General features: G+C 65.1%; 30 protein-coding genes. 18 read left to right on the plus strand and 12 right to left on the minus strand.

All coding sequences use genetic code 11. The annotated features are described in order from the left end of the window. Window positions 1-78: 78 nt before the first annotated feature. From ACIG5A_RS17600 to ACIG5A_RS17610, 3 genes are all read left to right on the plus strand, one after another. Complete coding sequence (locus ACIG5A_RS17600; protein WP_397241248.1) at window positions 79-1,866, plus strand: MFS transporter; 1,788 nt, start codon at window positions 79-81, stop codon at window positions 1,864-1,866. A 69-nt stretch (window positions 1,867-1,935) separates the two neighbouring features. Then, window positions 1,936-3,021: an MAB_1171c family putative transporter gene (locus tag ACIG5A_RS17605; RefSeq protein WP_397241249.1), complete on the plus strand. Its 1,086-nt coding sequence runs from the start codon at window positions 1,936-1,938 to the stop codon at window positions 3,019-3,021. Beyond that, entirely contained in the window at window positions 3,018-4,124 is a 1,107-nt protein-coding gene (locus ACIG5A_RS17610) for a DUF6545 domain-containing protein (RefSeq protein ID WP_397241250.1), read from the plus strand. The genes ACIG5A_RS17605 and ACIG5A_RS17610 overlap by 4 nt, the downstream gene beginning before the upstream one ends. A gap of 2 nt (window positions 4,125-4,126) precedes the next feature. Here ACIG5A_RS17610 and ACIG5A_RS17615 read toward each other — a convergent pair whose 3' ends face one another. From ACIG5A_RS17615 to ACIG5A_RS17625, 3 genes are all read right to left on the minus strand, one after another. Further along, complete coding sequence (locus ACIG5A_RS17615; RefSeq protein WP_397241251.1) at window positions 4,127-5,107, minus strand: ABC transporter substrate-binding protein; 981 nt, start codon at window positions 5,105-5,107, stop codon at window positions 4,127-4,129. A 109-nt stretch (window positions 5,108-5,216) separates the two neighbouring features. Then, entirely contained in the window at window positions 5,217-5,492 is a 276-nt protein-coding gene (locus tag ACIG5A_RS17620; RefSeq protein ID WP_397241253.1) for a hypothetical protein, read from the minus strand. Continuing rightward, on the minus strand, window positions 5,485-6,933 hold the full coding sequence (locus tag ACIG5A_RS17625; protein ID WP_397241254.1) for a hypothetical protein: 1,449 nt from the start codon (window positions 6,931-6,933) through the stop codon (window positions 5,485-5,487). The genes ACIG5A_RS17620 and ACIG5A_RS17625 overlap by 8 nt, the downstream gene beginning before the upstream one ends. Before the next feature lie 309 nt (window positions 6,934-7,242). Here ACIG5A_RS17625 and ACIG5A_RS17630 point away from each other — a divergent pair, with 309 nt between their 5' ends. Together ACIG5A_RS17630 and ACIG5A_RS17635 are read left to right on the plus strand one after the other, a co-directional pair. Beyond that, window positions 7,243-8,139, plus strand: coding sequence for a hypothetical protein (locus ACIG5A_RS17630; RefSeq protein WP_397241255.1), 897 nt, complete (start codon window positions 7,243-7,245; stop codon window positions 8,137-8,139). Window positions 8,140-8,452: 313 nt separating this feature from the next. Next, window positions 8,453-10,354 carry an ABC transporter ATP-binding protein/permease gene (locus ACIG5A_RS17635; RefSeq protein WP_397241256.1) on the plus strand — a complete coding sequence of 634 codons (1,902 nt, stop codon included), beginning with the start codon at window positions 8,453-8,455 and terminating at the stop codon, window positions 10,352-10,354. A gap of 73 nt (window positions 10,355-10,427) precedes the next feature. Here the strand turns inward: ACIG5A_RS17635 and ACIG5A_RS17640 are convergent, their stop codons facing one another. Continuing rightward, complete coding sequence (locus ACIG5A_RS17640) at window positions 10,428-12,470, minus strand: M13 family metallopeptidase (RefSeq protein WP_397241257.1); 2,043 nt, start codon at window positions 12,468-12,470, stop codon at window positions 10,428-10,430. 325 nt (window positions 12,471-12,795) lie between these two features. On the opposite strand from ACIG5A_RS17640, the gene rplN reads away from it, so the two are divergent. Genes rplN through ACIG5A_RS17660 form a run of 4 tightly spaced genes read left to right on the plus strand, consistent with a single transcriptional unit; the run spans window position 12,796 to window position 14,240 of the window. Further along, a complete protein-coding gene (rplN, locus tag ACIG5A_RS17645; protein WP_397241844.1) occupies window positions 12,796-13,164 on the plus strand; it encodes a 50S ribosomal protein L14 in 369 nt (122 codons plus the stop codon). 2 nt (window positions 13,165-13,166) lie between these two features. Then, window positions 13,167-13,481, plus strand: coding sequence for a 50S ribosomal protein L24 (gene rplX, locus ACIG5A_RS17650; protein WP_397241258.1), 315 nt, complete (start codon window positions 13,167-13,169; stop codon window positions 13,479-13,481). A gap of 2 nt (window positions 13,482-13,483) precedes the next feature. Next, on the plus strand, window positions 13,484-14,050 hold the full coding sequence (gene rplE, locus ACIG5A_RS17655) for a 50S ribosomal protein L5 (RefSeq protein ID WP_397241259.1): 567 nt from the start codon (window positions 13,484-13,486) through the stop codon (window positions 14,048-14,050). Between the two features lie 4 nt (window positions 14,051-14,054). Beyond that, window positions 14,055-14,240, plus strand: a complete 186-nt coding sequence (locus ACIG5A_RS17660) for a type Z 30S ribosomal protein S14 (protein WP_014981705.1) — start codon at window positions 14,055-14,057, stop codon at window positions 14,238-14,240. 163 nt (window positions 14,241-14,403) lie between these two features. Here the strand turns inward: ACIG5A_RS17660 and ACIG5A_RS17665 are convergent, their stop codons facing one another. From ACIG5A_RS17665 to ACIG5A_RS17700, 8 genes are all read right to left on the minus strand, one after another. Further along, the gene (locus tag ACIG5A_RS17665) at window positions 14,404-15,057 is read right to left on the minus strand and encodes a Uma2 family endonuclease (protein WP_397241260.1); all 654 of its coding nucleotides are present in this window, start codon (window positions 15,055-15,057) and stop codon (window positions 14,404-14,406) included. An 81-nt stretch (window positions 15,058-15,138) separates the two neighbouring features. Then, window positions 15,139-16,311, minus strand: a complete 1,173-nt coding sequence (locus ACIG5A_RS17670; RefSeq protein ID WP_397241261.1) for a diguanylate cyclase domain-containing protein — start codon at window positions 16,309-16,311, stop codon at window positions 15,139-15,141. A gap of 346 nt (window positions 16,312-16,657) precedes the next feature. Next, the gene (locus ACIG5A_RS17675) at window positions 16,658-18,145 is read right to left on the minus strand and encodes an AIM24 family protein (RefSeq protein WP_397241262.1); all 1,488 of its coding nucleotides are present in this window, start codon (window positions 18,143-18,145) and stop codon (window positions 16,658-16,660) included. 139 nt (window positions 18,146-18,284) lie between these two features. Beyond that, a complete protein-coding gene (locus ACIG5A_RS17680) occupies window positions 18,285-18,629 on the minus strand; it encodes a YbaB/EbfC family nucleoid-associated protein (protein ID WP_397241263.1) in 345 nt (114 codons plus the stop codon). A 41-nt stretch (window positions 18,630-18,670) separates the two neighbouring features. Then, on the minus strand, window positions 18,671-18,901 hold the full coding sequence (locus ACIG5A_RS17685; protein WP_397241264.1) for a hypothetical protein: 231 nt from the start codon (window positions 18,899-18,901) through the stop codon (window positions 18,671-18,673). A gap of 18 nt (window positions 18,902-18,919) precedes the next feature. Then, window positions 18,920-20,134: a colicin E3/pyocin S6 family cytotoxin gene (locus ACIG5A_RS17690; RefSeq protein WP_397241265.1), complete on the minus strand. Its 1,215-nt coding sequence runs from the start codon at window positions 20,132-20,134 to the stop codon at window positions 18,920-18,922. Further along, window positions 20,134-20,421, minus strand: a complete 288-nt coding sequence (locus ACIG5A_RS17695; RefSeq protein ID WP_397241846.1) for a WXG100 family type VII secretion target — start codon at window positions 20,419-20,421, stop codon at window positions 20,134-20,136. Before ACIG5A_RS17695 ends, ACIG5A_RS17690 begins: the two co-directional genes overlap by 1 nt. Then, window positions 20,421-20,723 carry a WXG100 family type VII secretion target gene (locus ACIG5A_RS17700; RefSeq protein ID WP_397241266.1) on the minus strand — a complete coding sequence of 101 codons (303 nt, stop codon included), beginning with the start codon at window positions 20,721-20,723 and terminating at the stop codon, window positions 20,421-20,423. Before ACIG5A_RS17700 ends, ACIG5A_RS17695 begins: the two co-directional genes overlap by 1 nt. Before the next feature lie 307 nt (window positions 20,724-21,030). Between ACIG5A_RS17700 and rpsH the strand changes: the two genes are divergently transcribed. From rpsH to map, 9 genes are all read left to right on the plus strand, one after another. Next, window positions 21,031-21,429: a 30S ribosomal protein S8 gene (gene rpsH / locus ACIG5A_RS17705; protein ID WP_397241267.1), complete on the plus strand. Its 399-nt coding sequence runs from the start codon at window positions 21,031-21,033 to the stop codon at window positions 21,427-21,429. A 15-nt stretch (window positions 21,430-21,444) separates the two neighbouring features. Beyond that, the gene (rplF, locus tag ACIG5A_RS17710; protein ID WP_397241268.1) at window positions 21,445-21,984 is read left to right on the plus strand and encodes a 50S ribosomal protein L6; all 540 of its coding nucleotides are present in this window, start codon (window positions 21,445-21,447) and stop codon (window positions 21,982-21,984) included. Between the two features lie 2 nt (window positions 21,985-21,986). Next, window positions 21,987-22,394 carry a 50S ribosomal protein L18 gene (gene rplR, locus ACIG5A_RS17715; protein ID WP_397241269.1) on the plus strand — a complete coding sequence of 136 codons (408 nt, stop codon included), beginning with the start codon at window positions 21,987-21,989 and terminating at the stop codon, window positions 22,392-22,394. Window positions 22,395-22,425: 31 nt separating this feature from the next. Further along, window positions 22,426-23,088, plus strand: a complete 663-nt coding sequence (rpsE, locus tag ACIG5A_RS17720; protein WP_397241270.1) for a 30S ribosomal protein S5 — start codon at window positions 22,426-22,428, stop codon at window positions 23,086-23,088. Beyond that, window positions 23,089-23,268, plus strand: a complete 180-nt coding sequence (gene rpmD / locus ACIG5A_RS17725; protein ID WP_062983142.1) for a 50S ribosomal protein L30 — start codon at window positions 23,089-23,091, stop codon at window positions 23,266-23,268. 1 nt (window position 23,269) lies between these two features. After that, on the plus strand, window positions 23,270-23,713 hold the full coding sequence (gene rplO, locus ACIG5A_RS17730; RefSeq protein WP_397241271.1) for a 50S ribosomal protein L15: 444 nt from the start codon (window positions 23,270-23,272) through the stop codon (window positions 23,711-23,713). A gap of 138 nt (window positions 23,714-23,851) precedes the next feature. Beyond that, window positions 23,852-25,171: a preprotein translocase subunit SecY gene (gene secY / locus ACIG5A_RS17735; RefSeq protein WP_397241272.1), complete on the plus strand. Its 1,320-nt coding sequence runs from the start codon at window positions 23,852-23,854 to the stop codon at window positions 25,169-25,171. Continuing rightward, a complete protein-coding gene (locus ACIG5A_RS17740) occupies window positions 25,168-25,713 on the plus strand; it encodes an adenylate kinase (RefSeq protein ID WP_397241273.1) in 546 nt (181 codons plus the stop codon). The genes secY and ACIG5A_RS17740 overlap by 4 nt, the downstream gene beginning before the upstream one ends. A 6-nt stretch (window positions 25,714-25,719) precedes the next feature. Continuing rightward, complete coding sequence (map, locus tag ACIG5A_RS17745; RefSeq protein ID WP_397241274.1) at window positions 25,720-26,520, plus strand: type I methionyl aminopeptidase; 801 nt, start codon at window positions 25,720-25,722, stop codon at window positions 26,518-26,520. The last annotated feature ends 33 nt before the right edge of the window (window positions 26,521-26,553 follow it).

Raw genomic sequence — 26,553 nt, forward strand, 5'->3', positions numbered from 1 at the left:
GGCGTCAGACTCCGACTTGATCGTTGCATCGGCTAACTATATAGTTTGCTGAGGTAATAGTTAAGCCAAGGGGCCGCCGTGACGAATCCATCCGCCGATCTCGATCTGGGTGATGTCCAGACCATCCGCCGCCGTCAGCGCTATGACAAGGACCATCCGCATTACAAGTGGATCGTCCTGACCAACACCACGCTCGGCATCCTGCTCAGCACGATCAACTCCTCGATCGTGCTGATCTCGCTGCCCGCGATCTTTCGCGGCGTCGGGCTCGATCCACTGGCCGCGGGCAATGTCGGCTACCTCCTGTGGATGCTGATGGGCTATCTGCTCGCCACCGCGGTGCTGGTGGTGATGTTCGGCAGGCTCGGCGATATCTACGGCCGTGTGAAGATCTACAACCTCGGCTTCGCGGTCTTCGCGTTCACGGCCGTCGCCCTGTCCTTCGATCCGTTCCACGGCGGCGCGGGCGCGATGTGGATCATCATCTGGCGGGTGATCCAGGGCATCGGCGGCGCCATGCTGACCGCCAACTCGGCCGCCATCCTCACCGATGCCTTCCCGGCGAAACAGCGAGGTACCGCGCTCGGCATCAATATGGTTGCCGCCGTTGCCGGTTCGTTCCTCGGCCTGCTGATCGGCGGCGTGCTGTCGGAATGGGACTGGCGCGCGGTGTTCTGGGTGAGCGTGCCGCTCGGCCTGCTCGGTGCGATCTGGTCCTACCGTTCACTGCACGAGGTCGGCATTCGTTCCACGGGCCGCGTCGACTGGTGGGGAACGCTGACTTTCGGCCTCGGGCTCACCGCGCTGCTCACCGGCATCACCTACGGCATCCAGCCCTACGGCGGGCACGCCACCGGCTGGTCCAGCCCGTTCGTGCTCTCCTCGGTGATCGGCGGCATCGCATTGCTCGGCGTGTTCTGCGTGGTCGAATCGAAAGTGGCGGAACCGATGTTCCAGCTCGCCCTGTTCCGCAACCGCGCCTTCGGCCTCGGCAACTTCGCCAACCTGATGGTCTCGATCGGCCGCGGCGGCATGCAGTTCATGCTGATCATCTGGCTGCAGGGCATCTGGCTTCCATTGCACGGCTACAGTTTCGAATCCACACCGCTGTGGGCCGGTATCTATCTGCTGCCGCTGACCGTGGGATTCCTTGCGGCGGGCCCGATCTCGGGCTGGCTGTCGGACCGTTACGGCTCGCGCCGGTTCACCACCGGCGGCGCGTTGCTGACCGGCGCGACATTCCTGCTGTTGCTGCTGATCCCGGTCGATTTCAACTACTGGGTCTTCGCGTTCGTCATCCTGCTCAACGGCATCGGCAGCGGCCTGTTCTTCTCGCCGAACACCGCGGCGATCATGTCCAGCGTCCCGGCCGCCCAGCGCGGCGCGGCATCCGGTATGCGTGGCACCCTGTTCAATGGCGGCAACGCGCTGTCGATGGGCATCTTCTTCTCCCTGATGGTCGTCGGCCTCGCCGCCAACCTGCCCGCCGCGCTGAATTCCGGGCTGCAGGCGCAAGGTGTTTCGGCGCACGCCGCGGGCGAGCTGGCGAATATGCCGCCGGTGGCCAGCCTCTTCGCCGCCTTCCTCGGTTTCAACCCGATCCAGGAACTGCTCGGCCCCACCGGTGAATTGGCCAAACCCGGCGTCAACGCGGACATGCTCACCGGACAGGAATTCTTCCCGAACCTGCTGACCGGGCCGTTCCACACCGGACTGATCGTGGTCTTCGTCACCGCGGCCGTGATGATGCTGCTCGCCGCGATCGCCTCGTACTTCGCCGGCGACAAGTACATGCACGACGAGCAGGCCGAACTCGCCGAGGCCGACGAGCTGGCGCACCCGCCGGTGCCGGCGGTCGTGCGCTGAGCGGGTGGTTGTCCGGGAGACCGGCGGGGTTCTACTGTCGAGGACGATGAACACCCTGCCGGTCTCCCGATGAACGCTGTACCCGCGCCGATCGTGGCGTCGCTCGCCGTCTTCGTCGCGCTGGTCATCGGTGGCCGCTGGCTCGTTGTCAACGACACGACGATCGATCGGCTCATCAACCGGGCGCTGATCTGGGATGTCGTCGGCCTGCTCTTGTACAGCGGCGCACAGACATCAGGTCGCAGCGACGTCGCGATGCGACTGTTCATCTGTTGCGGAACCATGGCGATCGCCCATGTCTACGGCATCGCGCGGCTGCTCGGCGGTGCGCCGCCGGACCGGGCAGGAGTACGCCAACGGCGATACAACACCGTGGCCGTCGTGGTGACCAGCGTGCTGCTGATCGGCAGCGCGTTCGTCGCTCTCGGCATGCCCGATGACCCGCTGCGCTGGTGGGAACAGCTCAGCTGGCTCGGGTCCGAGGTGCTGATCATGCTGTCGGGGTTGCTGATCGCGCGCGCTTGCGTGCACGAACTGCGTTTCGCCGACGCGACGCCCAAGGAACGGCTGGCGGATACGGCGCTGCTGCTGCTGTCCGCCTATTGGATCACCGCCGCGGCCATCGCCATCGTGCGTATCGTTTTCGGGGAACTGCCCGGCGATTTCGGCCTGCTGTGGGCGACGCTCACCTTCATCAGCCTGCTGCTGCTCGCCGCGCTGATCACCGTCCCGCTGGTCACCGCGGTGCTCGCGCGCACCGAGCTGGACGGCACCGGCCGCAACTGCCGCCGTTTGCGGCCGCTGTGGCGCGATCTCACCACCGCGGTACCGGAAGTCGTCCTGCGGCAGGGGCATTCGCCCGAGGAACAGTCGGCCTCGCGGCTGTACCGGATGACCGTCGAAATCTGGGACGCCCTGCTGCATCTGCGGCAGTACACTCCCGATCCGGCCGCCGATCCCGAGGATGTCCCCGGCTTCGCCCTGGCGATGGCGCAAGCGGCACAGGCGAAGACAGCGGGCGACCTGCCGCGGGTGGTGCCCGCACCGGGCGGTGTGCACGCCGACGTCCGCGATCGCACGACCGAGTTGCGCACCCTGCTCGAGCTCGCTCGTGCTTGGCCGCATGCCCGAGAGCGGACCGGTACCGCTCGGTGAACACTGCCCCCGCGCCGCTCGTGGCGACGTGCATCGTGCTCGTGGTGATCATCCTCGCCGGCCGGTGGTGGCTGCTCAACGACGCGATCAACGACCGCCTGATCAACCAGGCGTTGACCTGGGATATCTGCGGCCTCGCGCTGCTCGGCGGCGCTGTGCTGCTCGGCGCCGCCGACCTCGGGCCCCGGCTGTTCCTCTGCGGTGGCCTCATGGCATTGGCCAACGTCTACGGCTGGACCCGGCTGCTCGATGACGGCGATCCCGGCCGTGCGGCCGGACGGCAACGCGGGTACAACCGTGTCGCGGCGATGGCCGGGCTCTCCCTGCTGCTGTTCACCGCCGCCGAAGGCGTTGGTGTGCCGCTGATTCAGTGGCTGCATTGGGATCGGATCATCTGGGACGCGTCGGAGCTGTGGATCATGGTGTCCGCGCTGCGGGGTGTGCGAGCCTGCGCGCGAGAGCTCAGGGTCCGCGGTTTGGGCCTGCAGGAACGGCTTGCCTACCTCGCGCTGCTCGCGGTGACCACGTATTGGCTCGTCAGCGCGGCCGTATCGGCCGTGCGGATCACCCGCGGCTGGCGGCCCGAGAACCCCGGACCGATCTGGGCGACAGCGGCTTACATCAACCTCGCGCTCATCGCCATGCTGATCTCCTTGCCGCTGGCCGCCGCGTTGCTCACGCGTTCGGGCCTGGATCGGTCGGGCCGGCACATTCGCCGGCTGCGGCCGCTATGGCGCGATCTGACGGCCGCGGTACCGGAAGTCGTCCTGGATCAACGACGTTACGGCCGGGACGCCTCGGCCCTTCGCCTCTACCGGATGACGGTCGAGATCTGGGATGCCCTGCTCCACCTGCGCCCCTATCTGGCTGGGCCGCATGCGGATATCACCGGCCAGGAGAGCGACCCCGCTCGCTTGGCCACGGCGATCGCCCATGCGGCACAAGAGAAATCGCGTGGTGTCACCCGACCGCCGATTCCGCAGGGTGAAGCCCGATCCGGCATGTCCGATCAGACGGCCGCCCTCCGCTTCTTGCTCGCGCTGGCCGACGAATGGCCGCGCACACGTGTGATTGCCGCGCGCGCGGCCTTCTCGGCGAACTGAACCTACTTCGCCGCGGCGGCGATCGCGGGGGTGATCTTGTCCAGGATGTAGGGCACCGAGAGGGCGGTCGGCTGGTTGACGGCGCTGATCTCCTGGCGGTTCAGGAAGACGACCGAACCCTTCCGCACCGCGGGCAGATCGTTGTAACCCGGTAGCTGGCGGTACTTTTCGTCGAAGCCGGGGGAGTAGCCCGCCAGCAGCAGGTCGGCCTTCAGTTCGTCGACGCGTTCCGGCGAGAGGGCGAGCCTGCCCTGGTTGGCGGGCAAATCGGTGAGGTTCTTGGGGATGGTCATGCCGAGCTGAGTGAAGATCTTGCTCGAGCCGTCGTTCGGGTCGGTCAGCACCATCAACTGGGCGGCACTGGCCAGCCAGGTGCTGACGAACGTTTTGCCCTTGATCCCCGGGTTCGCCTGGATCAGCGCCTCGGTCTTCTTGTCGACGTTCGCGATCACCTTGCTCGCCTCATCCTGCTTGCGCAGCACCTTGCCGAGCGTTGTCACCTGGTCCTGCCACGGGGTGACCGCCTCCTTGCCGAGCGCGGGCAGCACCGGTGCGACCTTGGACAGTTCGTCGTAGGTTTTCTGATCGGCGATGAATCCGTCCGCCAGAATCAGATCCGGCTCGAGCGCCGCTACCTGCTCGGCGATATTGCCGCTGGTGTTGAGCGCCTTCGCCGACTTCAGCGTCTCGGGCTCCCACGCGGGCATGCTCTGCGTCGCCACGCCGACATTGTCGATGTAGCCGACCGGCGTCACGCCGAGCGCCAGCGCCGAATCCATCCACTGATTACCCAGCGTGACAACCTTCTTCGGGGTGCCGTTGACGGTGGTAGAGCCGCGTGCGTGGGAAATGGTGACCGGCTCGCCGCCCGATCCTGTGTCGTCGCCCGACGATCCGCAAGCGGCCACCCCCAGCGTCAACGCGCCGGCCACAGCGGCCACCGCCGCTCGCGTCCACCAGCGTCCCGATCGAACCGACTTCATTCCCGCACCCTTCTTCCGCGAACGACTCCTCCGAGCCTTGAACGTAGGTCAGCCTAGGCTAACTTACACTCGACAAAACTCGAGGTAGGCGGCCGAGTGAGGGTGTGGTTCAGGGGCGCGACCTGAGTTGCCGGATCAGGCGGGATCGGCGGTAGCGGGCGGCGGCGATGCCGAAGGCCTTGCCGAGGAGCGCGCCCAGTAGGACAGTGCCCAGCACGCCGGCGACTGTGCCCGGGATCGAACCGTGGCCCGGCGGCGTCCAGCCCGCGATCAGCGCGAGCGGGTAGCACAGACCCGCGAGTGCGGCGGCGACAGTGCCGGTGCCGCAACCGCACTCGCGGCCGAGCCGATCGATCTCGGCGCGCAGGGCCTGCTGGTCAGCCAACGGGCGGGGCCATCGGCTCGGCGCCGAGGCATTCGGGCGGGAAGTGGGCGACGATGTAGTCCCAGGCCGCCTTGGCCTCGTCGAAGACGAAACTCGGTTCGCCGGTGAGATAGATATCCGGCACCAGCCACCAGTTCCACCAACTGTTGTGCCTGTTGGAGTACATGATTCGGTTGACGCCATCGGTGTGGCAGAGCCCGAAGTAGTGGCCGAGTTCGTGGATCGGCACGTACTTCCAGATCTGGTCGGGCCGGTTGTCGATGAACGTCGCTCCGGAGGCATTGTGGCCGGACAGGCCACACTTGGTGGGTTCCAAGGTGGCGGTGAGGCCGCGCAGGGTGTCGGTGTATCGGAAGATGCCGACCACGACCGGATGGCACAGTTGATGGTCCGCGCCGGTCCGACCGGTCGACGACGTCGACTTGTCGATCCGTCCGATCTTGTCGATCAGGAAGCTGACCAGCGCGGGGTCGTAGTCATTGGTGTCGAAGCCGTGGTGGACGATATGGCCCGCCTGGGTGACCAGCACCCGATCGGTGCTGAAGCTCATCATCAGGCTGAGCTCGCGGCCCTTCTCCTCCGCGATACTCACCCGTTCGTCGAGGGAGCCATCGCGCATCGGCAGCACGATGAACGGCGGACCCTGCTGCCCGCGCGAGGACAGGTAGGTGTCGAGTTCGTCCTCGGAGATCGGATTATCGAATTCCCCGCCCCCGCCGCCGCCGACGACAATCTCCTTCTTCAATGTCTTGTAGCTCTTGCGATTCCAGAAGCCCTCATCGAATTCGAATCCGCACAGCGCGCGCAGGTTGATGGCGCCGGTCTCGTGCAGCACGACCAGGTTCGGTGCGGTCGCGTCGGTCGGTGACGGCGCCTCGGAATCGAGTACGGTGCGATAGGCCGTCGCGTCCATGCGCAATCCGAACGCACCATGGTCGAGCCGAATGGCTTCCTTGATCTGATCCAGTGTCGTTCCGCTGTATTTCATTACGAGCAGTCCGCGTACATAATCCCGCAGCCGCCAGCGGTTGATCTCCTCGATGATGTAGGCGATGAGGTCGCCGAGAAATATGATGCGGCCGAGCCGGATCACGCCGAGCACGATACCGATCAAGATATCGAGGAGCCCGTCGAGGATGCGCCGCCAATCGAGGGTGAATATCCCGGCGACCACGTCCCACAGGCCGCCCGCGACGTCGGTGATGATGCCCCAGAACACCCCGACCAGCTTGCATACGGTCCGCACGACCCACTTGCCGACCTTGACGATCACCCACCGGATCACCTTGACGAAATACGTGACGAACCAGCACACCCAGCCGCGCGGGTCGTACCACGGATAGTCCTTACACTTCTTCTCCTGCCGTTCCTCCCATTCCTCGACAGGTTTGGAAACCTCTTCCTCGATCCATTCGGAAATCTGAGTACAGATAAGAGCCATGACGCACACCTCTGCCGAAGGGAGCACTCGCCTCGTCGCGAGTGGGCGACTCCCAGATCCACCGATTCGAATCCGTGGATAAGCGGATATACGCACGCTGGCAGCCGCCGTTTCACCAAAAAAGAGAAACAGCCCCAATTCGTAATGTGGTGGGCGGCGAGCGTAGTCAGATTGCGGTGTGATACGCCGGGCTGGGCCGCAATGTGACTACGCTCGGCGGGGTTTCCACAGGGAGAGGTTGTCCACAGGTGGAGTGTTTGTGCTGGTGGGGCGAAGCGGTGCGGGGCGGGCGGGGGAGAAGCTGCTGGGATGCGGACCGGGTTGAAGCAATTGCGAGATGAGCAGTTCGGGGCGTTCACGGCACGGCAGGCGCTGGTGGCGTACTCCCCGGCGGAGATGCGTGCTCGGATCGACCGCGGTGAGTGGATTCGGGTGTTCTATGGGGTCTACCGCGCGGTCGAGAGCTTTCCGTCGCCGGAGATGCGGGTCGAGGCGGCACGATTGTCGACGGGGGCGGCCTGCATGCCTGCCTGTTACGAGACGGCCGCCGAATTGCATGGGTTTTCGGTGCTAGTGGATGCGGTGACCCATGTGCTCGGTATCCAGAAGCGACGGCCGGGTGGGTTGGTGGTGCATCAGGATCGGGTCGCGCTGGAGGAACTCGTGCTGGTTCGAGAAACGTTGGCCACCAGTCCGGCGCGGACCGCTGTCGACCTGGCGCGCACGCTGAAGCGGATGGATGCCATGGCGACACTGGACGCAGCGGTTCGGCAAGGTGTTTCGCCGGACGAGTTGGCTGTCGAACTTCTGCGCTGTCGAGGACGCCGTGGGCGCAGGCAGGCGATCGAACTGATCCCACTGGCGGACGGCCGAGCCGAATCGCCGATGGAGTCGCGTGCCAGGCTGCGATGTATCGACGCCGGGCTGCCCGCGCCGGAGCCGCAACTAGAGGTCGACACACCTGATGGCCGACGCCGCATCGACCTGGGTTGGCGAGCCTGGCGGATCGGATTGGAATACGACAGCACCTCATGGCATTCGGGTGAGGAGGCCGCCACCCGCGATCGCACGCGGCACAACTGGCTGACCGCCCAAGGCTGGACCCTCCTGCACACCACCGCCACCGACGTCTACCACCACCCCGAACACTTCACCGAACCCATCCGCCGAGCACTACGCCGCCACCCCGACGCCGTTGTGCGCTGACCTGGTCGTCGAGCGTAGTCACTTTGCGGTTTGATACGCCGACGGAGCAGCAATCCGACTCCGCTCGACTCCCGGCTTTACTGCGGTCGGCGCCTACGCGCTGTCGATGGCGTAGGCCGCAAGGGCCTCGCGGCGGCTGCGGTTGGCCGCGCGCGACGTTGTTGCTCGGTGGAACCCGCGATGCCGCAACCGATTTGCGTGACCTGCTCGAACTGGCGCGCGAATGGCCGCGGGTGCGCAGTATTACCGAGCGGTGACGGGGTTGCCGCGTCGGGCCGCGTGTTGGGGCAGGTCGGGTTAGACTTCGCCAGCTTTGCTGGGATTGGGAATCGGGAGCCTGCGTGTGAAAACGTCAAGGGACTGGAGTATCGAGTGGTACGAGTCGCTGAAGTGGCTGCTTATCGCGACCTCGATCACCGTCGTCGTGTTCGTGCTGATCATGGCGGTGTTGCTGCGGACAACGACGTGGGGTCGCCAGTTCTGGCGGGCTAGCGGGGGCTATTTCTGGGGTCCGGGCGCATGGCGGACCTGGCTCTTCACCCTGTTGGTGATCTTCTTCGCGGTTTCGGGCGTGCGCGTCAGCGTGCTCTTCTCGTACTGGGGTAACGACCTCTTCACGTCCTTGCAGGCAGGCGGGCAGGCGCTGGTCGCCAAGGACGACGCGGCCAAAGATGAGGCGCTCGAAGCCTTCCGGAACGCGATGGTGCTGTGGGCGGTGCTGGGTGTCATCCACGTCATCCGGTCGATGGCGTCGTTCTACTTCGCCTACGCCTACGACATCCGGTGGCGGGTGTGGCTCACCGACAACATCGCGGGGGACTGGTTGCAGGACCGCGCCTTTTACCGCGGCCGGTTCATCGACAACACCATCGATAATCCGGATCAGCGTATACAGCAGGACATCACGACCTTCGTGCAAACCGCGCGCAGTCTGGCTGTGGGTGGCGGCAGTACGGGCGGCGGCATCGGAGCGGTCGTTGCGGTTGTCTCATTCACCAAGATTTTGTGGGATCTGTCCGGTCCGATGACGGTATTGGGTGCCGACATCCCTCGGGCGATGGTGTTCATCGTCCTCATGTACGTGCTTATCAGCACGGTGATCGCGATCGGGATCGGCCGCCCGCTGATCCGGTTGAACTTCTTGTACGAGCGCGCGACGGCGAACTTCCGCTACGCCCTGGTGCGTCTGCGCGACAGCGCGGAGAGCGTTGCCTTCTACCGGGGCGAGGAAGTGGAGCACCGCGGTATCGTGGCCCGCTTCGCCGCGGTGATTCAAGTGTTTTGGCGCTACGTTCGCCAGAACACCTATTTCCAAGGCTGGAACCTTTTGGTCAGTCAGCTGTCGCTCGTCTTCCCTTACGTCCTTCAGGCACCGCGATTCTTCAGCGGGCAGGTGACGCTGGGCGGCGTGAACCAGACCGCGTCGGCATTCAACGAGATCAGCGACTCGCTGTCGTTCTTCCGCAATTCCTACGATGACTTCGCCGCCTGGCGTGCGTCGCTCATGCGTTTGGACGGCCTGCAGATCGCCAGTCGCGAATCGCGCGATCTGCCGAAGATCGCCGCCGCCGAGCTGGACAATGCGGTACGGCTCGACAAGGTCGACGTGCGCAAGCCGGACGGTGAACTGCTCATCGACGACCTGACCCTGCGGCTGAGCCCTGGTGACGCACTGGTCGTCAAGGGGCCGTCGGGCAGCGGCAAGACAACGCTGCTGCGGGCGCTGGCGGAGATGTGGCCGTACACCGAAGGCGAGATCGGTCGACCGACTGGTGACGACACCATGTTCCTGTCGCAGATCCCCTACCTGCCGCTCGGTGACTTGCGTACCGCGGCCGAGTACCCGGGCAAGCCTGAGGACATCAGCGACGATGCGCTTCGGGAGGTGCTGGAAAAGGTGCATCTCGGCCATATCGTCGACCGTCTCGACGAGGAGGCCGACTGGGCCAAGATCCTGTCCCCGGGTGAGCAACAGCGGTTGGCGTTCGGCCGAATTCTGCTGTTGAAGCCGAAGGTTGTCTTCCTCGATGAGGCAACCTCCGCGGTTGACGAGGGCTTGGAGTACACCCTGTACAAGCTGATCCGCACCGAATTGCCCGACACCATGGTGATCAGCGTGGCGCACCGCAGCACCGTCGACCAGCACCACACCCAGAAGCTGGAGCTCGACGGCACCGGCCCCTGGAGCCTGGAGCCGATCGCCGCGAACGCCTGACGAGTGGTCCCGAACGCCCGGGTAGTTCGTTCCGGGCGTTCGGGATTCACGATCAGTGTGCCTGGTTACCCGATCACAGGCTGACGCGCTGGTCGGGCGGTAGATACATCTTGTCGCCCTCCTTCACGTCGAAGGTCGAGTAGTACTGAGGCAGGTTGCGCACTACCTGGTTGCAGCGGAATTGGCCGGGGGAGTGGGGGTCTTGGGCCAGTTGGCTTTCCAGTGTCTGATCGGTCTGTTTGATGCGCCAGATTCGGCCCCATGATTCGAACATCGGCTTGTAGTCGGGGTTTTCGGTGCCTTTGCGCTTCGAGACGAGCTGGTAGGCGCTCAATGCGATGTCGAGGCCGCGCAGGTCGGCGAGGTTCTCGCCGACGGTGAGTGCGCCGTTGACGTGTGCGCCCGATGGCAAGCCCTCGGGGATCAGCGCATCGTATTGCGCGATAAGGGCTTTGGTCTTGGCCTCGAACGCGGCCTTGTCCGCGGGGGTCCACCAGTCGTGCAGGTTGCCGTCGCCGTCGTACTGGGCGCCCTGATCGTCGAAGCCGTGCCCGATCTCGTGGCCGATCACCGCGCCGCCACCGCCGTAGTTCACCGCGGGTTCGGCGTCCTTGTCGAAGAACGGCGCCTGCAGAATGCCCGCCGGGAACATGATCTCGTTGCGGACCGGTTCGTAGAAGGCGTTGACCGTCTGTGGCGGTAGTTCCCACCGTGACCTGTCGACCGGGGTGCCGAGCCGGTCGAACATCCGCTTACGGTCGAATGCGTCGACCGTGAACAGCGATTCGACCAATCGGCCGCGCAAGATGCGGAGCCCGGAGTAGTCCTCCCACTGGTCCGGGTAGCCGATCTTGGGGGCGATCTTCTCCAGTTTGGCGATGGCCGCGGCTTTGGTCGGTGCGGACATCCAGGCCGAGTTGGTGAAGCTCTCCCGGTACACGGCCATCAGATCGCGGACCATTTCCTCGGCGAGTTGCTTCGCGGCCGGGGGAAAGTGCTGGGCCACATACAGTTTGCCGAGCGGCGGGCCCACCTTCTTGTTGACGGTGTCGATGGCCGCCTTCCAGCGCTCCGGCTGCTGCTGCAGACCCTGCATCACCTTGCCGGTGAAATCGAAATCGGCGGTGGCGATGTCCTTCTTCAGGTACTGCGCGTAGGTGCGGACCAGGCTGAGGCGCAGGTAGTCACGCCAGGTGGGCAGGTCGACCTCGGCCCACAGCTGTCCGGCACCGCCGACGAACGAGGGCTGGCGCACCAGGACCTGGTCGAACAGGTTCAGCGGCCGATCGGTCCGGCCCGCGAGCCAGGCGTTCCAATCGAATCCCGGCGCCAGCGCGGCCAATTCACTCCAGGAGCGAATGTTGTACAGAGCCTGCGGGTCTCGCATGCGTACGCTGTCCCAGAACCCGGCGGCGATCCGGCGTTCGAGGTCGAAAACCCGTCCGGCCGTCGCCGCGGAGTCGGCGAAACCCGCTGCGGCGGATAGTCGTTCGAGATATGTGCGATAGGCGGCGAGCTTCTCGGCGTATTCGGGTTTGCGGTAGTACTGCTCGTCCAGTCCGATGCCGGATTGGCTGATGCTCGCGATATGCCGACTGGAGTTCTTGTCGTCGGTGGTGACCTCGAGCCCGATCAGCCCGGGGATGGGTAGTTCTCCCATTGTCCGAGCCAGGTCGGCCTTGGTCGCCGCGGCGTCGATCTTGGTGAAGTATCCCTGCAGCGGCGTCATGCCCAGCTTCTCGATCTCGTCGACATCGAGGTAGGCGTCGTACATGTCGCGGATCTGCTGTTCCGGCGTATTCGCTCGCGGGTTGTGGATGCCGTCGACGATGTCGCGCAATTGCCGCTCGACGCGTGCCCGGACTTCGGCGAATGTGCCGTAGGAAGATTTGTCCGGCGGCAGCCGGTAGTCCCGGAGCCAGGTGCCGTTGATGTGGCGGTAGAGGTCGTCCTGTGGGCGGATCGCCGGATCCGAACCCGACATATCCGGCCCAGTGAGCGTCTTCGCCGTCGAATCCTTGCTTCCACACGATGCCAGCACCGCTGCCGCGGGCAGCAGTCCGAGTGCGGTCAGGAAGGTGCGGCGGTCGGGCGAGAAAAGACGATCGGCTGTCACATGGTCTCCTAGGCGGTTGCACTGGTGAATCTCATGAGTCGCCCGTGGCACGCTACTGACGGAGACTGAGTGATAGCTGAATCTCGCGGTCCGAGCGCCTGCGGTGGCGGCGCCCCCGACCCCGATTTGGGAATGACCTGGGGATTCCCCTACACTGAACCGGTTGCCTGCGGGAGCTGTGCCCGCACTTCGGCAGCGAACCCCCAGTGGTTGGGTCGGTCAGATCCAGGAAAACCGCTGGCAGGCGCGCGTTCGGAGGGCAATGGACCATGCCCGTCGGGTCGGCAATCCGGCGTGCGTATACATCCAGGTCAAGGAGGCTGAAGTGATTCAGCAGGAGTCGCGACTGCGCGTCGCCGACAACACGGGCGCGAAGGAAATCCTTTGCATCCGCGTTCTCGGTGGTTCGTCGCGTCGCTATGCCGGAATCGGTGACATCATCGTCGCCACCGTCAAGGACGCCGTCCCCGGCGGCAACGTCAAGAAGGGCGAGGTCGTCAAGGCCGTCGTCGTGCGCACCGTCAAGGAGCGCCGTCGCGCCGACGGTTCGTACATCAAGTTCGATGAGAACGCCGCCGTCATCATCAAGGCGGACAACGACCCGCGTGGCACTCGTATCTTCGGCCCGGTCGGCCGCGAGCTGCGCGAGAAGAAGTTCATGAAGATCGTCTCGCTGGCCCCGGAGGTGCTCTGACCATGAAGGTGCACAAGGGCGATACCGTGCTCGTCATCTCGGGTAAGGACAAGGGCGCGAAGGGCAAGGTCATCCAGGCCTACCCCGCGACCGGCAAGGTCCTGGTCGAGGGCGTGAACCGGATCAAGAAGCACGTCGCGAACTCCGCGAACCAGCGCGGCGCCTCCTCGGGTGGCATCGTGACCCAGGAAGCCCCGATCCAGGCGTCGAACGTCATGGTCGTCGATTCCGATGGCAAGCCGACCCGTATCGGCTACCGGACCGACGAGAACGGCAAGCGGGTCCGGATCTCCCGTAAGAACGGGAAGGACATCTGATCATGACCACGACTGAGAACAAGACCCAGCCGCGTCTGAAGGCGCGCTACCGTGCCGAGATCAAGGACGCGCTGAACAGCGAGTTCGACTACGCCAACGTGATGCAGATCCCGGGCGTGGTCAAGGTTGTCGTGAACATGGGTGTCGGCGACGCCGCCCGTGACGCGAAGCTGATCAACGGCGCCGTCAAGGATCTGGAACTGATCACCGGTCAGAAGCCCGAGATCCGCAAGGCCACCAAGTCGATCGCGCAGTTCAAGCTGCGCGAGGGCATGCCGATCGGCGCGAAGGTCACCCTGCGCGGCGACCGCATGTGGGAGTTCCTGGACCGCCTGGTCTCCATCGCGCTGCCCCGTATCCGCGACTTCCGCGGCCTGTCGCCGAAGCAGTTCGACGGCAACGGCAACTACACGTTCGGCCTGAGCGAGCAGTCGATGTTCCACGAGATCGACGTGGACTCCATCGACCGTCCGCGTGGTATGGACATCACCGTGGTCACCACCGCGACCAACAACGAAGAAGGCCGCGCGCTGCTCAAGCACCTCGGCTTCCCGTTCAAGGAGAACTGAGCACATGGCCAAGAAAGCACTGGTCAACAAGGCCAACGCCAAGCCGAAGTTCGCGGTTCGCGCCTACACCCGCTGCCAGCGGTGCGGTCGCCCGCACGCCGTCTACCGCAAGTTCGGCCTGTGCCGTGTCTGCCTGCGCGAGATGGCCCACCGCGGCGAACTCCCGGGCGTGCACAAGAGCTCCTGGTGAGCCCGCGCTCCTCGTGAGCGCACCCAACTGAACACCAAGACAGGGACCCCAGCTCCGGCCGGGGTCCCTGTCCTGTTCACCCGCCTGGCGCGCGCGAATCCCGCTGGCGCGCATCGTTTTCACCGCCGCGCAGCGAATCAGCCATGACATCGGATGGCGGCGTTCAGAATTCGAGTTCGGTCCAAGGGATCGTGATGGGGAACGGGAAGTCGATATCGATCGACGGGGTATTGCGCGGTGTCCATTTTCCGATCAGCAGATAGTTGGCCGGGTACAGCGGGTGTACTCCTGCCGGGAGTTCCCCGTGGGTGGCTTCGAGTGCGAAGGCGCGAACCATGGCGATCGCGCTCTTCTCGCGTTCGAGTGCCACCTCCCAGTACCAAGGAATGCCTGCCTTGGCGTAGCGTGCCTTCTTTTCGTCGATGTCGGTCTGCGTGTTCGAGGGTGACAAGACCTCACCAACCAGTAGGACGTCGTCAGCGCGAACATCTTGGTAGGGGGCGGGCAGGCAACGGTGCACCAGGAAGTCCGGCGTAACGAAATCGGACTTTCCGGATGTGCCGAAGAAGATATTCGTTTCCGTGTGGACCCGCCAGCACTGCTCCGGGTCTGCGGACATGTGTTCGCGAGCGCATCGACGCAGGCCGCTCCACAGGAGGTTGGTGAATTCCTGATGTTCGGCAGGGCCGCGCCATACCCAGACAACCCGCCCATCCCACAGTTCGATCTGCCCGGCAATCTCGTCGGGCAGCTGCTCGAGTTCCTCCCATGTCATGTGTTCGGGAAGGTCGGGCCGTTCGATGCGCGGACTCGCCATGAACCAATCGTAAGCTCGGTAGTTGGGTGCCGGTCAGTGTTGCGTCCAGCGGGTGGGGCGAGTCCCTAGTGGGGAATTCGATCAGTTGCCGATGGGGACGGCGGTTGGTAGGGGGCCGGAGGGGGTTGACGGGGGTTCGGTTTGGTCGGCGATCACGACGGTGTTGCCGCCCAGGTGTTTTGCGCGGTACATGGCGGAGTCGGAGCCGCGGATCAGGTCGCGGTAGGCGGCCTCGGTGAATTTGATGGCGGAGCGCGAGGTGTCGTGAACCGAGATGCCGACGCTGGCGGTGATGGCGGTGGGGACATCGGGCATGGTTTCGATGGCGTGGCGTAGTCGCTCGCCGACGGTGGCGGGGTCATCGCGCAGATAACCGACGACCACGAATTCCTCGCCGCCGGTGCGGGCGATGAGCGCGCCGGGGTCGCCCGCTTCGCGCAGCCGCTGGGCCGTTTTGACCAGCACCTCGTCGCCGAGTGGATGGCCGAAGGTGTCGTTGACCGCCTTGAACCGGTCCAGGTCGAGGGTGGCGACATAGGCGGTGCGGCCGCGGCAGCGGCGGATGCGCGCGGGCAGGTAGGAGTCGAGGCCGCGGCGGTTGAGCAGTTTGGTCAACGGGTCGGTCAATGCGTCCACCCGCAGGACCCAGTTGCAGTACTGCACGAAGGGGAGGATGACGCCGACCACCACAAGCATGACCAGCACGATGGCAAGGCCGAGGGCGAGATCCTCACGCCAATGTCCGTTGCCGCGTTCGTTATCGGGCAGGACGCCGATAGCGATCAGGCCCGCCAACAGCACGCTGGCCATAAGCGACCAGCCGACGTGCAGTGCAAGCACGCGCGGACCGTGGAACACGGTGACATATCCGCCCATCGCCATCAGCAGCACGATCCCGAGCACGCCGATTACTCGATCGTGGACCAGCACGGTGTTGGCGGCGGCATCGAGATCGAACAGCGCGATCCAGATCAGCGACTCGGTTTCCCGCGGCCATGGAAAGAACCACCAGCGCACGGTCCACACACCGGCGACGGCTGCCTCGATACCGCCTTGCACCGGCCCCGGCGGTCCCGCCACATCGGCCTGGGCCAGCATCGCCAGCACCGCGATCACCAGCATGACGATGCCGCCGGCCCCGAGCATGAATTTGAATCGGCCGAGTGCCCCGTGCGATTGCAAGGTCTCGACCAGCCAGCCGTAATCGACCCGGTCGCGCCACCAGGTTCGAAACGTCGATCGACTGTCGGTCAACGAGCTACCGCCTTACGTCGGCATCGGACTCGAGGGTCTATCCCGGGGCCATCCCCGGCTGGTCAACAAGACGAACTCTTCGCACGGTAAGGCGGATTTTCGAATCACGCAACGTGACTTTCATCCATGGCGCCACCGCAGGTCGGTCCGGGCCTGAATATCCGGGCTCACCAACAACGCGATGGACGAACGCGCCGGTGCGATCACGCGAATTCCCTTATCGCACTGTGATTCATCCACCCAGACGGATCGCGGCGCTATCAGGTCCGGTGCGTGCGCCGAGCGCAGTCGAACGGCCGTACGACACGCCGTATACAGGGGCCATATGACTGCGCTCGACGAGGTCTCAGCCGAAAAGACCGCCGAGTACGCCGCCGCTCTGGCCCGCTTCCTGGCCGCCGCCGGTGCCGCCGAGGAAGCCGCCCGGGGGGAGTTCGGAGGGTTGCACGATGACGAATCCGCGGCCGGAGAAAGACAGGGTGAGCCCCTCGCCGGTGCTGCGGCCGATGAGCCTGCCGAGGCCGAAGGAGTCGTTGCGCTTGATGCCGGTCTGGAGGCTGGACGACCAGGCCACCGCCGCCTGCGGGTCGGCGTAGGTCGGCTGGTCGACGTTCAACACCACCGGCGAGCCCTCGGTGGTGATGGCGATGCGACCGCGTCCGGTGAAGACGCAGTTGAACAGGCCCGCGTTGCTGGCGAGACCGGCGGCGCCCTGCACCCGTTTGATGTCGTAGCGCAGTGAGGGGTCGAAGGCGAGCACGTTGGCGCCGTTGACGGTGAGGCCGTCGCTGCCGTCGAGGTCGACGATGTGCACATCGGAGGCGGCATTGGCAAGGAACAGATCGCCGCGGCCGGACACCTTCATCAACGGCACGCCCTCGCCGGTGAGCCGCGCCTGGATGGCGCGGCCGATGCCGCCGGAGCCGAGCGCCTGGAAGTGCAGGTCACCCTGGTAGGCGACCATGGATCCGGCGCGCGCCATGGTCTCCCCGTTGACGGCGACCTTGATCATCTTGCCGCCCTGCTTCTGGATGCCGACACCGTTGACCTCGGCGTGGCTGGCGTCGAACAGTTCGCTCTGCATGGGCAGCGCTCCTTGCTGAGATGAAGGCTGGTAGCTGGGTGTCGAATGCTGGGCTGCCGCAGGCGGATACGACTGCTGGCCGGGCGGGTACGGAGCTTGCGCGGGCGGCTGCTGATATCCGGGAGGCTGCGGCGCGGGCGCATAGGCCGGCGGCGCCGGAGGTTGCCGGTATCCAGGGGCGGGCTGCTGATAGACGGGCGGGGCAGGCGGAGGCGATTGCCTCGCGGCAGGTGGCGGGGTGGGCGCCGCGGGCTCGTCGTCGACGTTGACACCGAACGCCCGCGCGATACCGGCCAACCCGTCGTCGTACCCCTGCCCGACCGCACGCACCTTCCACTGGTCACCGCGCCGGTAGATCTCGACGCACACCACCGCGGTCTCGGTGGTCAGCCCGGTCATCTGGAAAGTCATTGCCCCGGAGGCGGATCCGATCGAGGCGACCAGCGATCCGGCACCGGCGAAGGTCGGCGGGCCCGACCCGTCCAGGCTGGCGGTCACCACCACCCGGTCGACGTCGCGGGGCAGCCCGGCGGTGTTCACATCCACCATGTCGCCCTGCCCGCGCCCGTGCCGATAGGTGACACCCGGTCCGACCGGATTGTTGAAGAACACGAAATCGCCGTCGGATCTGACTTTCCCGTCGGTCCCGAGCAGCAGCGCGGAAACGTCGACCGGCGCGGCGCACGTCACGGTCGCCGTCAACTGTGCCGCAGGCGCGGGCCGATTCTCACCCCGGGCAAGCGTCGTCATAACCCCCCGTCCTCCCCGTCGGTGCCACCTCGAGTGGCATGTGATTCACGCGCTCCAGTGTGGCGTCCCACGCCCCCGGTCGCCACCGTCCCACCCCCTGATTTCTCCCTGATTTTCGCCGTGGCACCGCGGTAGGTCGCTACTCCAGCGTCTCGCGGATGAACCGCAGCGCGGCGGCGGCATCGGGATCATCGGTGTACGGCCGTGCGGTGGCTTCGGCTTGGCGTCGCGCGTCGGCTTGCGCGCGCTGGATCGTTTCCAGCAGTACCCGTCCGAGTTGCACTTCCCCAAGTCGCAGTGCCTGTCCTGTAAGTCGCAGATCGGTGACTCCGCCTTCGGCGTTCACCGTGACGCCCAACTCGCCGTTGCGAGAGCTTGCGCGGACCGTGACCTGATCGAGCGCCTGCCGTAAGGCGTGATTCTTGTGCCGCCATGTGGCGGCCACTCGGCGCTGCTCTTCGTTCCATTGATCCAGATAATCCATGACGACTCCCTGATGATCGGCTGACTCGGGTACTGGCCCGGCTACTCGCGATAGAAGCCGACCTGGTAGTCGCATGTGTCGTCCGCCGTGAACGGACCACTGATGTATCGAGCCAGCTCTCGTACCTGTGCCGGGGTCACGTCGAACCCGTATATCTCGATGCCTTCGTCGATATTCAGCAGCTTCTTCAGCGCAGGCAGGTCGAGGCCGATCAGCGGATATTCGACAACGAGCAGTCCGGACTTTTTGTCGTAGGCTTCCAGGTAGTTCACTTGATCTCCTTCCATGACTTACCGCCCCGGTTTGCGGCCGGGCTCCGGCGGCTTCGTCTGCGCGCCGGTGTTCGGGTCGTACTCGCCCAGGTGCCTGCCGTTCTTGCCGTACTTCTCTACGGTGCCATGTTGGTAGTCCCACTCGTATGTGTTGCCGTCACCGTCCTCCCAGCGCTGCCGATACCGTGGTCCAATCTTCTTGACCGGGCGCGCTTTCGGGAATCCGGATAACCCGCCCTTTGGCGGTGGGACATAGCTGTGATTGTTTCCGCCCCCGCTCGTGCTCGCGTTGAACTGTGTGGGATTGGCTTCCAGCAGGGGTTGCAGATCCGTCGCCACACCGACTGCGGCGACACCGGCGGCGACCGTGGCCCCGGTCGCGAGTGCCGCTGCGGCGTCGAATGCGACGAGGATGGTCACGACGGCGGCACCCGCGGCGCTGCCGGTGCCAGCGGTGGTCGCCACGGCTCCTGTTCCCGCGGTGAAGAATCCGACGACGACACCTGCGATCAGGCCTATGCCGATCGCTCCGGCAAGAATGGCGAGGATCTTGCGGTGTACGTCCTCGATCTGCTGCGCCCAGTCGTCACACGAGCTGCCGAAATTCTCGTACTGCGTTGCGACTGTCTCGGCGGCTGTGAACGCTGCGTCCATTTGTGCCAGGGCCTGCGGGATTTCCTCGGAACCGAGTTCCTCGAGATCCAGCCACGCCTGTTCGGTGCCGTTGTTGGCATCGCGCAAACCTTTGGCTGCGGTCCGCCACGCGGTGGCGAGTCTGCGTAGCTTGTCCGGATCCCCATTCGGCCAGGTATGTCCCTGGAGCCAGCTGCTGATCATCTCCCAGCCGAATGGGGGATCGGTGTCACCACCGAATGCGCCCTTGAACGTCGGCGCGGTCGCGGTGCTGAGCACCGCAGGGGCCGGATCGGGTACCTCTGGCGGCTTCTTGTTGAGTTTCTCGGTATTGACGTGATTGATCGCGGTGAAGGCAAGCAGGTCGTGTAGCTTGCCGAATCCATTGACGACATTCGTACCTGCGGCGATACCGTTGAACGCGGCCGGGTCGTAACTGCCCGACCAAGTGCGTCCTGCGCTGTCGCTGCCCGCACAGCCCCAGTCTTTGTCGAGTGCCGCGGCGAGGGTCTTGATGACGCCCTCGGTGTTGTTGCGCGCCGTTTCGTACAGCGTCGCGGCACCGTAAAGGACGCTCGGGTTCATGGTGATGGGCGCCATCAGGGCCACATGCCCTTGTTGTGCGCGACGTTGGCCAGATACCGATCGCGCGCGGCTTTGGCGGCGGATTCGAGATCGGCCAGCGCCGATCTCATATCGCTCATCTCGTTTTGCCAGATGTCATGCTTGGCTCGATGCACTTCGGCGGCCTGGCCGGCCCAATCGATGTGCAGCGCGGCGATGTCGCGTTCGACGTCGGTGATGCGCTGCTCTATCTTCTGCCCGATTTGTCGGGCCTTTTCGACGAGGGCCAGGATCTGCTCGGTGTCGGCAACGTAACCCGACATCACAAACCGACGATGCTGATGCCTGCGATGGCGTCCGAGGTGTCGCAGTCGGTTCTCGAGTAGGCGTCGGCGGCCCGATGGATCAACGTCGCATCCTCGCTCAGGGCGGCGGCGACCTTCTTGGCGGAATCCACCCACTCGGTCCACAGCACCGCGTGCGTTTCGGCCGCTTCGCCGACCCAGTCGCTGGACATGAGCGTCTCGGCTTCCTTGGATAACGCCTCGATGTCCCGCCAGAACCCGTCTGCCTGCGCGGACATCTGGGTTGCTGTCATGTGCATTTGTTCAGGGGTGGCGTGCACGGTGCGAAGCTAGCATGGGGCGAGGGCCCGGGGACCGCCGACGGGGGCGCGGATCGGGGGCGGATTTGGCGGCTAGCTGGGGCTTGTCTACACTAGACCGGTTGCTTGGGCACCTCTATGTCCGCATATCCCTGATGCAGTGACTGTATCGGCGTGCGGGCGGCCCGGGCGCTGAGAACTCGTAATGAGAACTCATCCGGTCGGCAAGTGTCGGCCGGACCGCCGTATTGCTGTAGGCCCACGGTCGATCTCCACGGAGATCGGCGCTGCATGGGAACCGCAGCGAGAAAGGTGTCGAGGTCTATCCATGACCATGACTGACCCGATCGCAGACTTCCTGACGCGTCTGCGCAACGCCAACTCGGCGTACCACGATCAGGTGAAGGCTCCGCACTCGAAGATCAAGGCGAACATCGCCGAGATCCTCAAGCGCGAGGGTTACATCGCCGACTACCGGACCGAGGACGCGGCCGTGGGCAAGACGCTCATCGTCGACCTCAAGTACGGCCCGAGCCGCGAGCGCAGCCTTGCCGGCGTGCGCCGTGTCTCCAAGCCCGGTCTGCGCGTGTACGCGAAATCCACCAACCTGCCCAAGGTCCTGGGCGGCCTCGGCGTGGCGATCATCTCCACGTCGACCGGCCTGCTCACCGATCGTCAGGCGGCCAAGCAGGGCGTGGGCGGCGAAGTCCTCGCCTACGTCTGGTAAGGGAGGTAGGGACTAATGTCGCGTATTGGTAAGAAGCCCATCGCAATTCCCGCCGGCGTCGAGGTGACCATCGACGGCCAGACCGTGTCGGTCAAGGGCCCCAAGGGCACCCTGACCCACGTTGTCGCCGAGCCGATCACCGTCGCCAAGGGTGAAGACGGCCAGCTCGAGGTGGTCCGCCCGAACGACGAGCGCCAGAACCGCTCGCTGCACGGCCTGACCCGCACCCTCGTCGCCAACATGGTCGAAGGCGTGACCAAGGGCTACGAGAAGAAGATGGAAATCTTCGGCGTCGGTTACCGTGTCGCCGCCAAGGGTTCGAACCTGGAGTTCGCTCTGGGCTACTCGCACCCGGTGCCGATCGACGCCCCCGAGGGCATCACCTTCGCGGTGGAATCGCCCACCAAGTTCTCCGTGTCCGGAATCGACAAGCAGAAGGTCGGCCAGATCTCCGCTGTCATCCACGGACTGCGTAAGCCCGACCCGTACAAGGGCAAGGGCATCCGCTACGCCGGCGAGGTCGTTCGCCGCAAGGTCGGAAAGACGGGTAAGTGATCATGGCGCAAACCGAAAACCAGAAGGCCAAGCGCATCCCGCGCGGCAAGGACGTGTCGACCGCGCGTCGTCTGTCCAAGACGCGCCGTCACTTCCGTCTGCGCAAGAAGGTCGTCGGCACCACCGAGCGTCCGCGCCTGGTGGTCAACCGCTCTTCGCGTCACCTGCACGCACAGCTGGTGGACGACTCGATCGGCAAGACCATTGCCGCCGCGTCCTCCATCGAGGCCGATGTGCGCGCGCTCGACGGCGACAAGTCGGCCAAGGGCAAGAAGGTCGGCGAACTGCTGGCCGCTCGTGCCAAGGCCGCCGGTGTCGAGGCCGTCGTGTTCGACCGTGGTGGCCACGACTACCACGGCCGGATCGCCGCGCTTGCGGACGCTGCTCGCGAAGCGGGGTTGAAGTTCTGATGACTGCAAACATTTACGGAAGGAACGTCTGATGCCGGGACGTCAGAGGCGTGACGGCGGCAACGGACCCGCCGGACAGAATGGTGCCGCGGGTGGCGACAACCGCGACGGCCGTGGCGGTGGCCGCGATCGTCGTGGTGGCGGTGACAACCGTCGCGACAACGCCGCGGAGAAGAACCAGCTCGAGCGCGTCGTTGCGATCAACCGCGTCTCCAAGGTCGTGAAGGGTGGTCGTCGCTTCAGCTTCACCGCCCTCGTGATCGTCGGTGACGGCAACGGTCTGGTCGGCGTCGGCTACGGCAAGGCCAAGGAAGTTCCCGCGGCCATCCAGAAGGGTGTCGAGGAAGCTCGCAAGAACTTCTTCCGCGTTCCGATGATCGGCTCCACCATCACCCACCCGGTTCAGGGTGAGGCGGCGGCCGGTGTGGTCATGCTGCGTCCGGCCTCGCCCGGTACCGGTGTGATCGCCGGTGGTGCGGCTCGCGCCGTGCTGGAATGCGCTGGCATCCATGACATTCTGGCGAAGTCGCTCGGTAGCGACAACGCCATCAACGTCGTGCACGCGACGGTTGCGGCGCTCAAGATGCTGCAGCGTCCGGAAGAGGTCGCGGCCCGTCGTGGTCTGCCCCTCGAGGACGTCGCCCCCGCGGGCATGCTGCGCGCACGCGCCCAGGCAGCGGGAGGTGCCAGGTAAATGGCAGATCTCAAGGTGACCCAGATCAAGTCGTCGATCGGCGCCAAGGCGAACCAGCGGGAGAGCCTTCGTACGCTCGGCCTGCGCAAGATCCGCCAGACCGTGGTTCGTGAGGACAATCCTCAGAACCGTGGGCTGATCAACGTCGTGCGCCACCTCGTAACAGTTGAGGAGGTCTGACATGACCATCAAGTTGCATCACCTGCGTCCGGCCCCTGGCTCCAAGACCGAGAAGACCCGTGTGGGTCGCGGTGAGGGCTCCAAGGGTAAGACCGCGGGCCGTGGTACCAAGGGCACCAAGGCTCGCAAGAACGTCCCCGCCGCCTTCGAGGGTGGGCAGATGCCGATTCACATGCGGCTGCCCAAGCTCAAGGGCTTCACGAACCGGTTCCGCACGGAATACCAGGTTGTGAACATCGGCAAGATCGCCGAGCTGTTCCCCGAGGGTGGCCAGATCGGCAAGGCCGAGCTGGTCGCCGCCGGTGCGGTTCGCAAGAACCAGCTGGTCAAGGTCCTCGGCGATGGCGAGATCGGCGTTGCCGTCCAGGTGACCGTCGACAAGGTCACCGGTGCCGCGAAGGAGAAGATCACCGCGGCCGGTGGCACCGTCACCGAGCTGGGCTGACGGTACTCTGCAATTAGTGGCACCGGACGAGTGAATGCTCGTCCGGTGCCACTGTTAGAGTTCAATTGTTGTCGTCTGCCAAGACTCGCCGTGGGGAAATATTCCATGGCATGACCATGTCGTTCGCCAGGAGGATCTGTGCTTTCCGCCTTCGTATCGGCCTTCCGGACTCCGGACTTACGGCGGAAGATTCTCTTCACGCTGGGGCTGCTCGCGCTGTACCGGATGGGTGCCTCGCTGCCGTCTCCCGGCGTCGACTACAAAGCGGTGCAGGACTGTATCGCTCTGGTCTCCGGCGGTGATTCCGCCGGTATCTATCAGCTGATCAACCTGTTCTCGGGTGGTGCGCTGCTACAGCTGTCGGTCTTCGCGATCGGCATCATGCCCTACATCACCGCGAGCATCATCATTCAGCTGCTCACTGTCGTCATCCCGCGGTTCGAGGAACTGCGCAAGGAAGGCCAAGCCGGCCAGACCAAGATGACGCAGTACACCAGATACCTGTCGATCGCGCTGGCGATCCTGCAAGCCACCGGCCTTGTCGCGCTAGCGGCGCGCGGTCAGCTGCTGCAGGGCTGCCAGAAGGACATCCTCGCGGACACCGGCATTTTCGGCATGATCATCATCGTGCTCGTCATGACCGCGGGCGCCGCCCTGGTCATGTGGTTCGGTGAGCAGATCACCGAGCGCGGTATCGGCAACGGCATGTCGCTGCTGATCTTCGCGGGTATCGCGGCGCGAATTCCCTCCGAGGGCAAGAACATTCTGGACAACCGCGGCGGCCTGGTCTTCGGGCTGGTGTGTGTCGCCGCGCTGGCGATCATCGCGGTCGTCATCTATGTCGAGCAGGGCCAGCGCCGAATTCCGGTGCAGTACGCCAAGCGTGTGGTCGGCCGGAAGATGTACGGCGGCTCCTCGACCTATCTGCCGCTGAAGGTCAATCAGGCCGGTGTCATCCCGGTGATCTTCGCGTCCTCGCTGCTGTATCTGCCGAACCTGATCGCGCAGCTGACCTCCTCGCGCAACAATACGAATCCGAGTTGGTGGCAGGAGATCATCCAGAAGTACCTGGTGAATCCGGGCAACCCGGTCTACATCACGATCTACTTCGCGATGATCGTGTTCTTCACCTACTTCTACGTCGCGATCACCTTCAACCCGGAGGAACGCGCCGACGAGATGAAGAAGTACGGCGGCTTCATTCCGGGGTATCGTCCCGGTAAGCCGACCGCCGACTACCTGAACTATGTGCTGAGCCGAATCACCCTCCCCGGCTCGATCTACCTCGGTCTCGTCGCGGTACTACCGAATCTGTTCCTGGATATCGGTGGCGGTCAGAATCAGAACCTCCCATTCGGCGGCACCGCGGTGCTGATCATGGTGAGCGTCGGTCTCGACACCGTGAAGCAGATCGAGAGCCAGCTGATGAATCGAAATTACGAAGGGTTCCTCAAGTGAGAGTTGTTCTGCTCGGTCCGCCGGGTGCCGGCAAGGGCACCCAGGCCGTCCTGCTGTCCGAAAAGCTGGGCGTCCCGCACATCTCCACCGGGGACTTGTTCCGCGCGAACATCAGCCAGCAGACCCCGCTGGGCCGCGAGGCCCAGAAGTACATGGACAACGGCGATCTCGTCCCCAGCGACGTGACCAACCGGATGGTCGAGGCGCGCGTCGGCGAGCCCGATGCCGTGAACGGCTTCGTGCTGGACGGCTACCCGCGCACGGTCGACCAGGCCGACGCGCTGGAGAAGATCCTCGCCGATATGGACAAGAAGCTGGACGCCGTCCTGTGCTTCGTCGTGCCCGAGGACACCGTGGTCGAGCGGATGCTCGCGCGTGGCCGCGCCGATGACAACGAGGACGTCATCCGCAACCGGCTCCGGGTGTACCGCGACGAGACCGAACCGCTGCTCGAGCACTACGACGGGCTGGTGGTCACGGTGGACGGCGTCGGCGAGGTCGACGACGTCAACGCGCGCGCGTTGCGAGCGCTGGGACACTGAGGCCGTATGGTCTTCGGGCGTAAGTCCAAGAAGGTGGTGCCTTTTCGCACCGCCGGAGAACTCGATGCCATGGCGGCGGCCGGCGCGATCGTCGGCCGCGCCCTGGTCGCGGTGCGCGCTGCCGCCAAGCCGGGTGTGTCCACCCTGGAGCTGGACGAGGTCGCCGAGCAGGTGATCCGCGATGCGGGGGCCGTGCCTTCCTTCAAGGGGTACCACGGCTTCCCCGGGTCGATCTGCTCGTCGGTGAACGACCGTGTGGTGCACGGCATTCCGACCGCCGCCGAAATCCTCACCGAGGGCGATCTGGTGTCCATCGACTGCGGCGCGATTCTCGATGGCTGGCACGGTGATTCGGCCTGGACCTTCGGCGTCGGCGCCATCATCGAGGCCGACCGGCTGCTCAGCGAGGCCACCAAGCTGTCCATGGAGGCCGGTATCGCGGCGATGCTGCCGGGCAACCGGCTCACCGATGTCTCGCACGCCATCGAACTCGGCACCCGCGCGGCGGAGGAGTTGCACGGCCGCGCCTACGGCATCGTCGACGGCTACGGTGGCCACGCCATCGGCCGCGAGATGCACATGGATCCGTTCCTGGCGAACGAGGGCGATCCGGGCAAGGGCCCGAAGCTCGTTGTCGGTTCGGTGCTCGCGATCGAGCCGATGCTGACTCTCGGCACCAGCCAGACCAAGGTGCTCGACGACGACTGGACCGTGGTGACGCTGGACGGCACCAGGGCCGCGCACTGGGAGCACACCGTCGCGGTCACCGAGGACGGCCCGCGCATCCTCACCCTGCGTGACGAATAGAGCCCGAAAAACGTTGAGCGCCCGGTACTTCGG

The sequence above is a fragment of the Nocardia sp. NPDC052566 genome, assembly GCF_044547285.1.
Lineage (GTDB): Bacteria > Actinomycetota > Actinomycetes > Mycobacteriales > Mycobacteriaceae > Nocardia.

Bases quoted from the DNA above. Each gene is read 5' to 3' on its own strand.
- ACIG5A_RS17605 (WP_397241249.1), top strand. From the start codon at position 1,936: ATGAACGCTGTACCCGCGCCGATCGTGGCGTCGCTCGCCGTCTTCGTC.
- ACIG5A_RS17615 (WP_397241251.1), bottom strand. From the start codon at position 5,107: ATGAAGTCGGTTCGATCGGGACGCTGGTGGACGCGAGCGGCGGTGGCC.
- ACIG5A_RS17625 (WP_397241254.1), bottom strand. From the start codon at position 6,933: ATGGCTCTTATCTGTACTCAGATTTCCGAATGGATCGAGGAAGAGGTT.
- ACIG5A_RS17630 (WP_397241255.1), top strand. From the start codon at position 7,243: ATGCGGACCGGGTTGAAGCAATTGCGAGATGAGCAGTTCGGGGCGTTC.
- rplX (WP_397241258.1), top strand. From the start codon at position 13,167: ATGAAGGTGCACAAGGGCGATACCGTGCTCGTCATCTCGGGTAAGGAC.
- rplE (WP_397241259.1), top strand. From the start codon at position 13,484: ATGACCACGACTGAGAACAAGACCCAGCCGCGTCTGAAGGCGCGCTAC.
- ACIG5A_RS17660 (WP_014981705.1), top strand. From the start codon at position 14,055: ATGGCCAAGAAAGCACTGGTCAACAAGGCCAACGCCAAGCCGAAGTTC.
- ACIG5A_RS17665 (WP_397241260.1), bottom strand. From the start codon at position 15,057: ATGGCGAGTCCGCGCATCGAACGGCCCGACCTTCCCGAACACATGACA.
- ACIG5A_RS17675 (WP_397241262.1), bottom strand. From the start codon at position 18,145: ATGACGACGCTTGCCCGGGGTGAGAATCGGCCCGCGCCTGCGGCACAG.
- ACIG5A_RS17680 (WP_397241263.1), bottom strand. From the start codon at position 18,629: ATGGATTATCTGGATCAATGGAACGAAGAGCAGCGCCGAGTGGCCGCC.
- ACIG5A_RS17690 (WP_397241265.1), bottom strand. From the start codon at position 20,134: ATGGCGCCCATCACCATGAACCCGAGCGTCCTTTACGGTGCCGCGACG.
- ACIG5A_RS17695 (WP_397241846.1), bottom strand. From the start codon at position 20,421: ATGTCGGGTTACGTTGCCGACACCGAGCAGATCCTGGCCCTCGTCGAA.
- rpsH (WP_397241267.1), top strand. From the start codon at position 21,031: ATGACCATGACTGACCCGATCGCAGACTTCCTGACGCGTCTGCGCAAC.
- rplF (WP_397241268.1), top strand. From the start codon at position 21,445: ATGTCGCGTATTGGTAAGAAGCCCATCGCAATTCCCGCCGGCGTCGAG.
- rplR (WP_397241269.1), top strand. From the start codon at position 21,987: ATGGCGCAAACCGAAAACCAGAAGGCCAAGCGCATCCCGCGCGGCAAG.
- rpsE (WP_397241270.1), top strand. From the start codon at position 22,426: ATGCCGGGACGTCAGAGGCGTGACGGCGGCAACGGACCCGCCGGACAG.
- rpmD (WP_062983142.1), top strand. From the start codon at position 23,089: ATGGCAGATCTCAAGGTGACCCAGATCAAGTCGTCGATCGGCGCCAAG.
- rplO (WP_397241271.1), top strand. From the start codon at position 23,270: ATGACCATCAAGTTGCATCACCTGCGTCCGGCCCCTGGCTCCAAGACC.
- map (WP_397241274.1), top strand. From the start codon at position 25,720: ATGGTCTTCGGGCGTAAGTCCAAGAAGGTGGTGCCTTTTCGCACCGCC.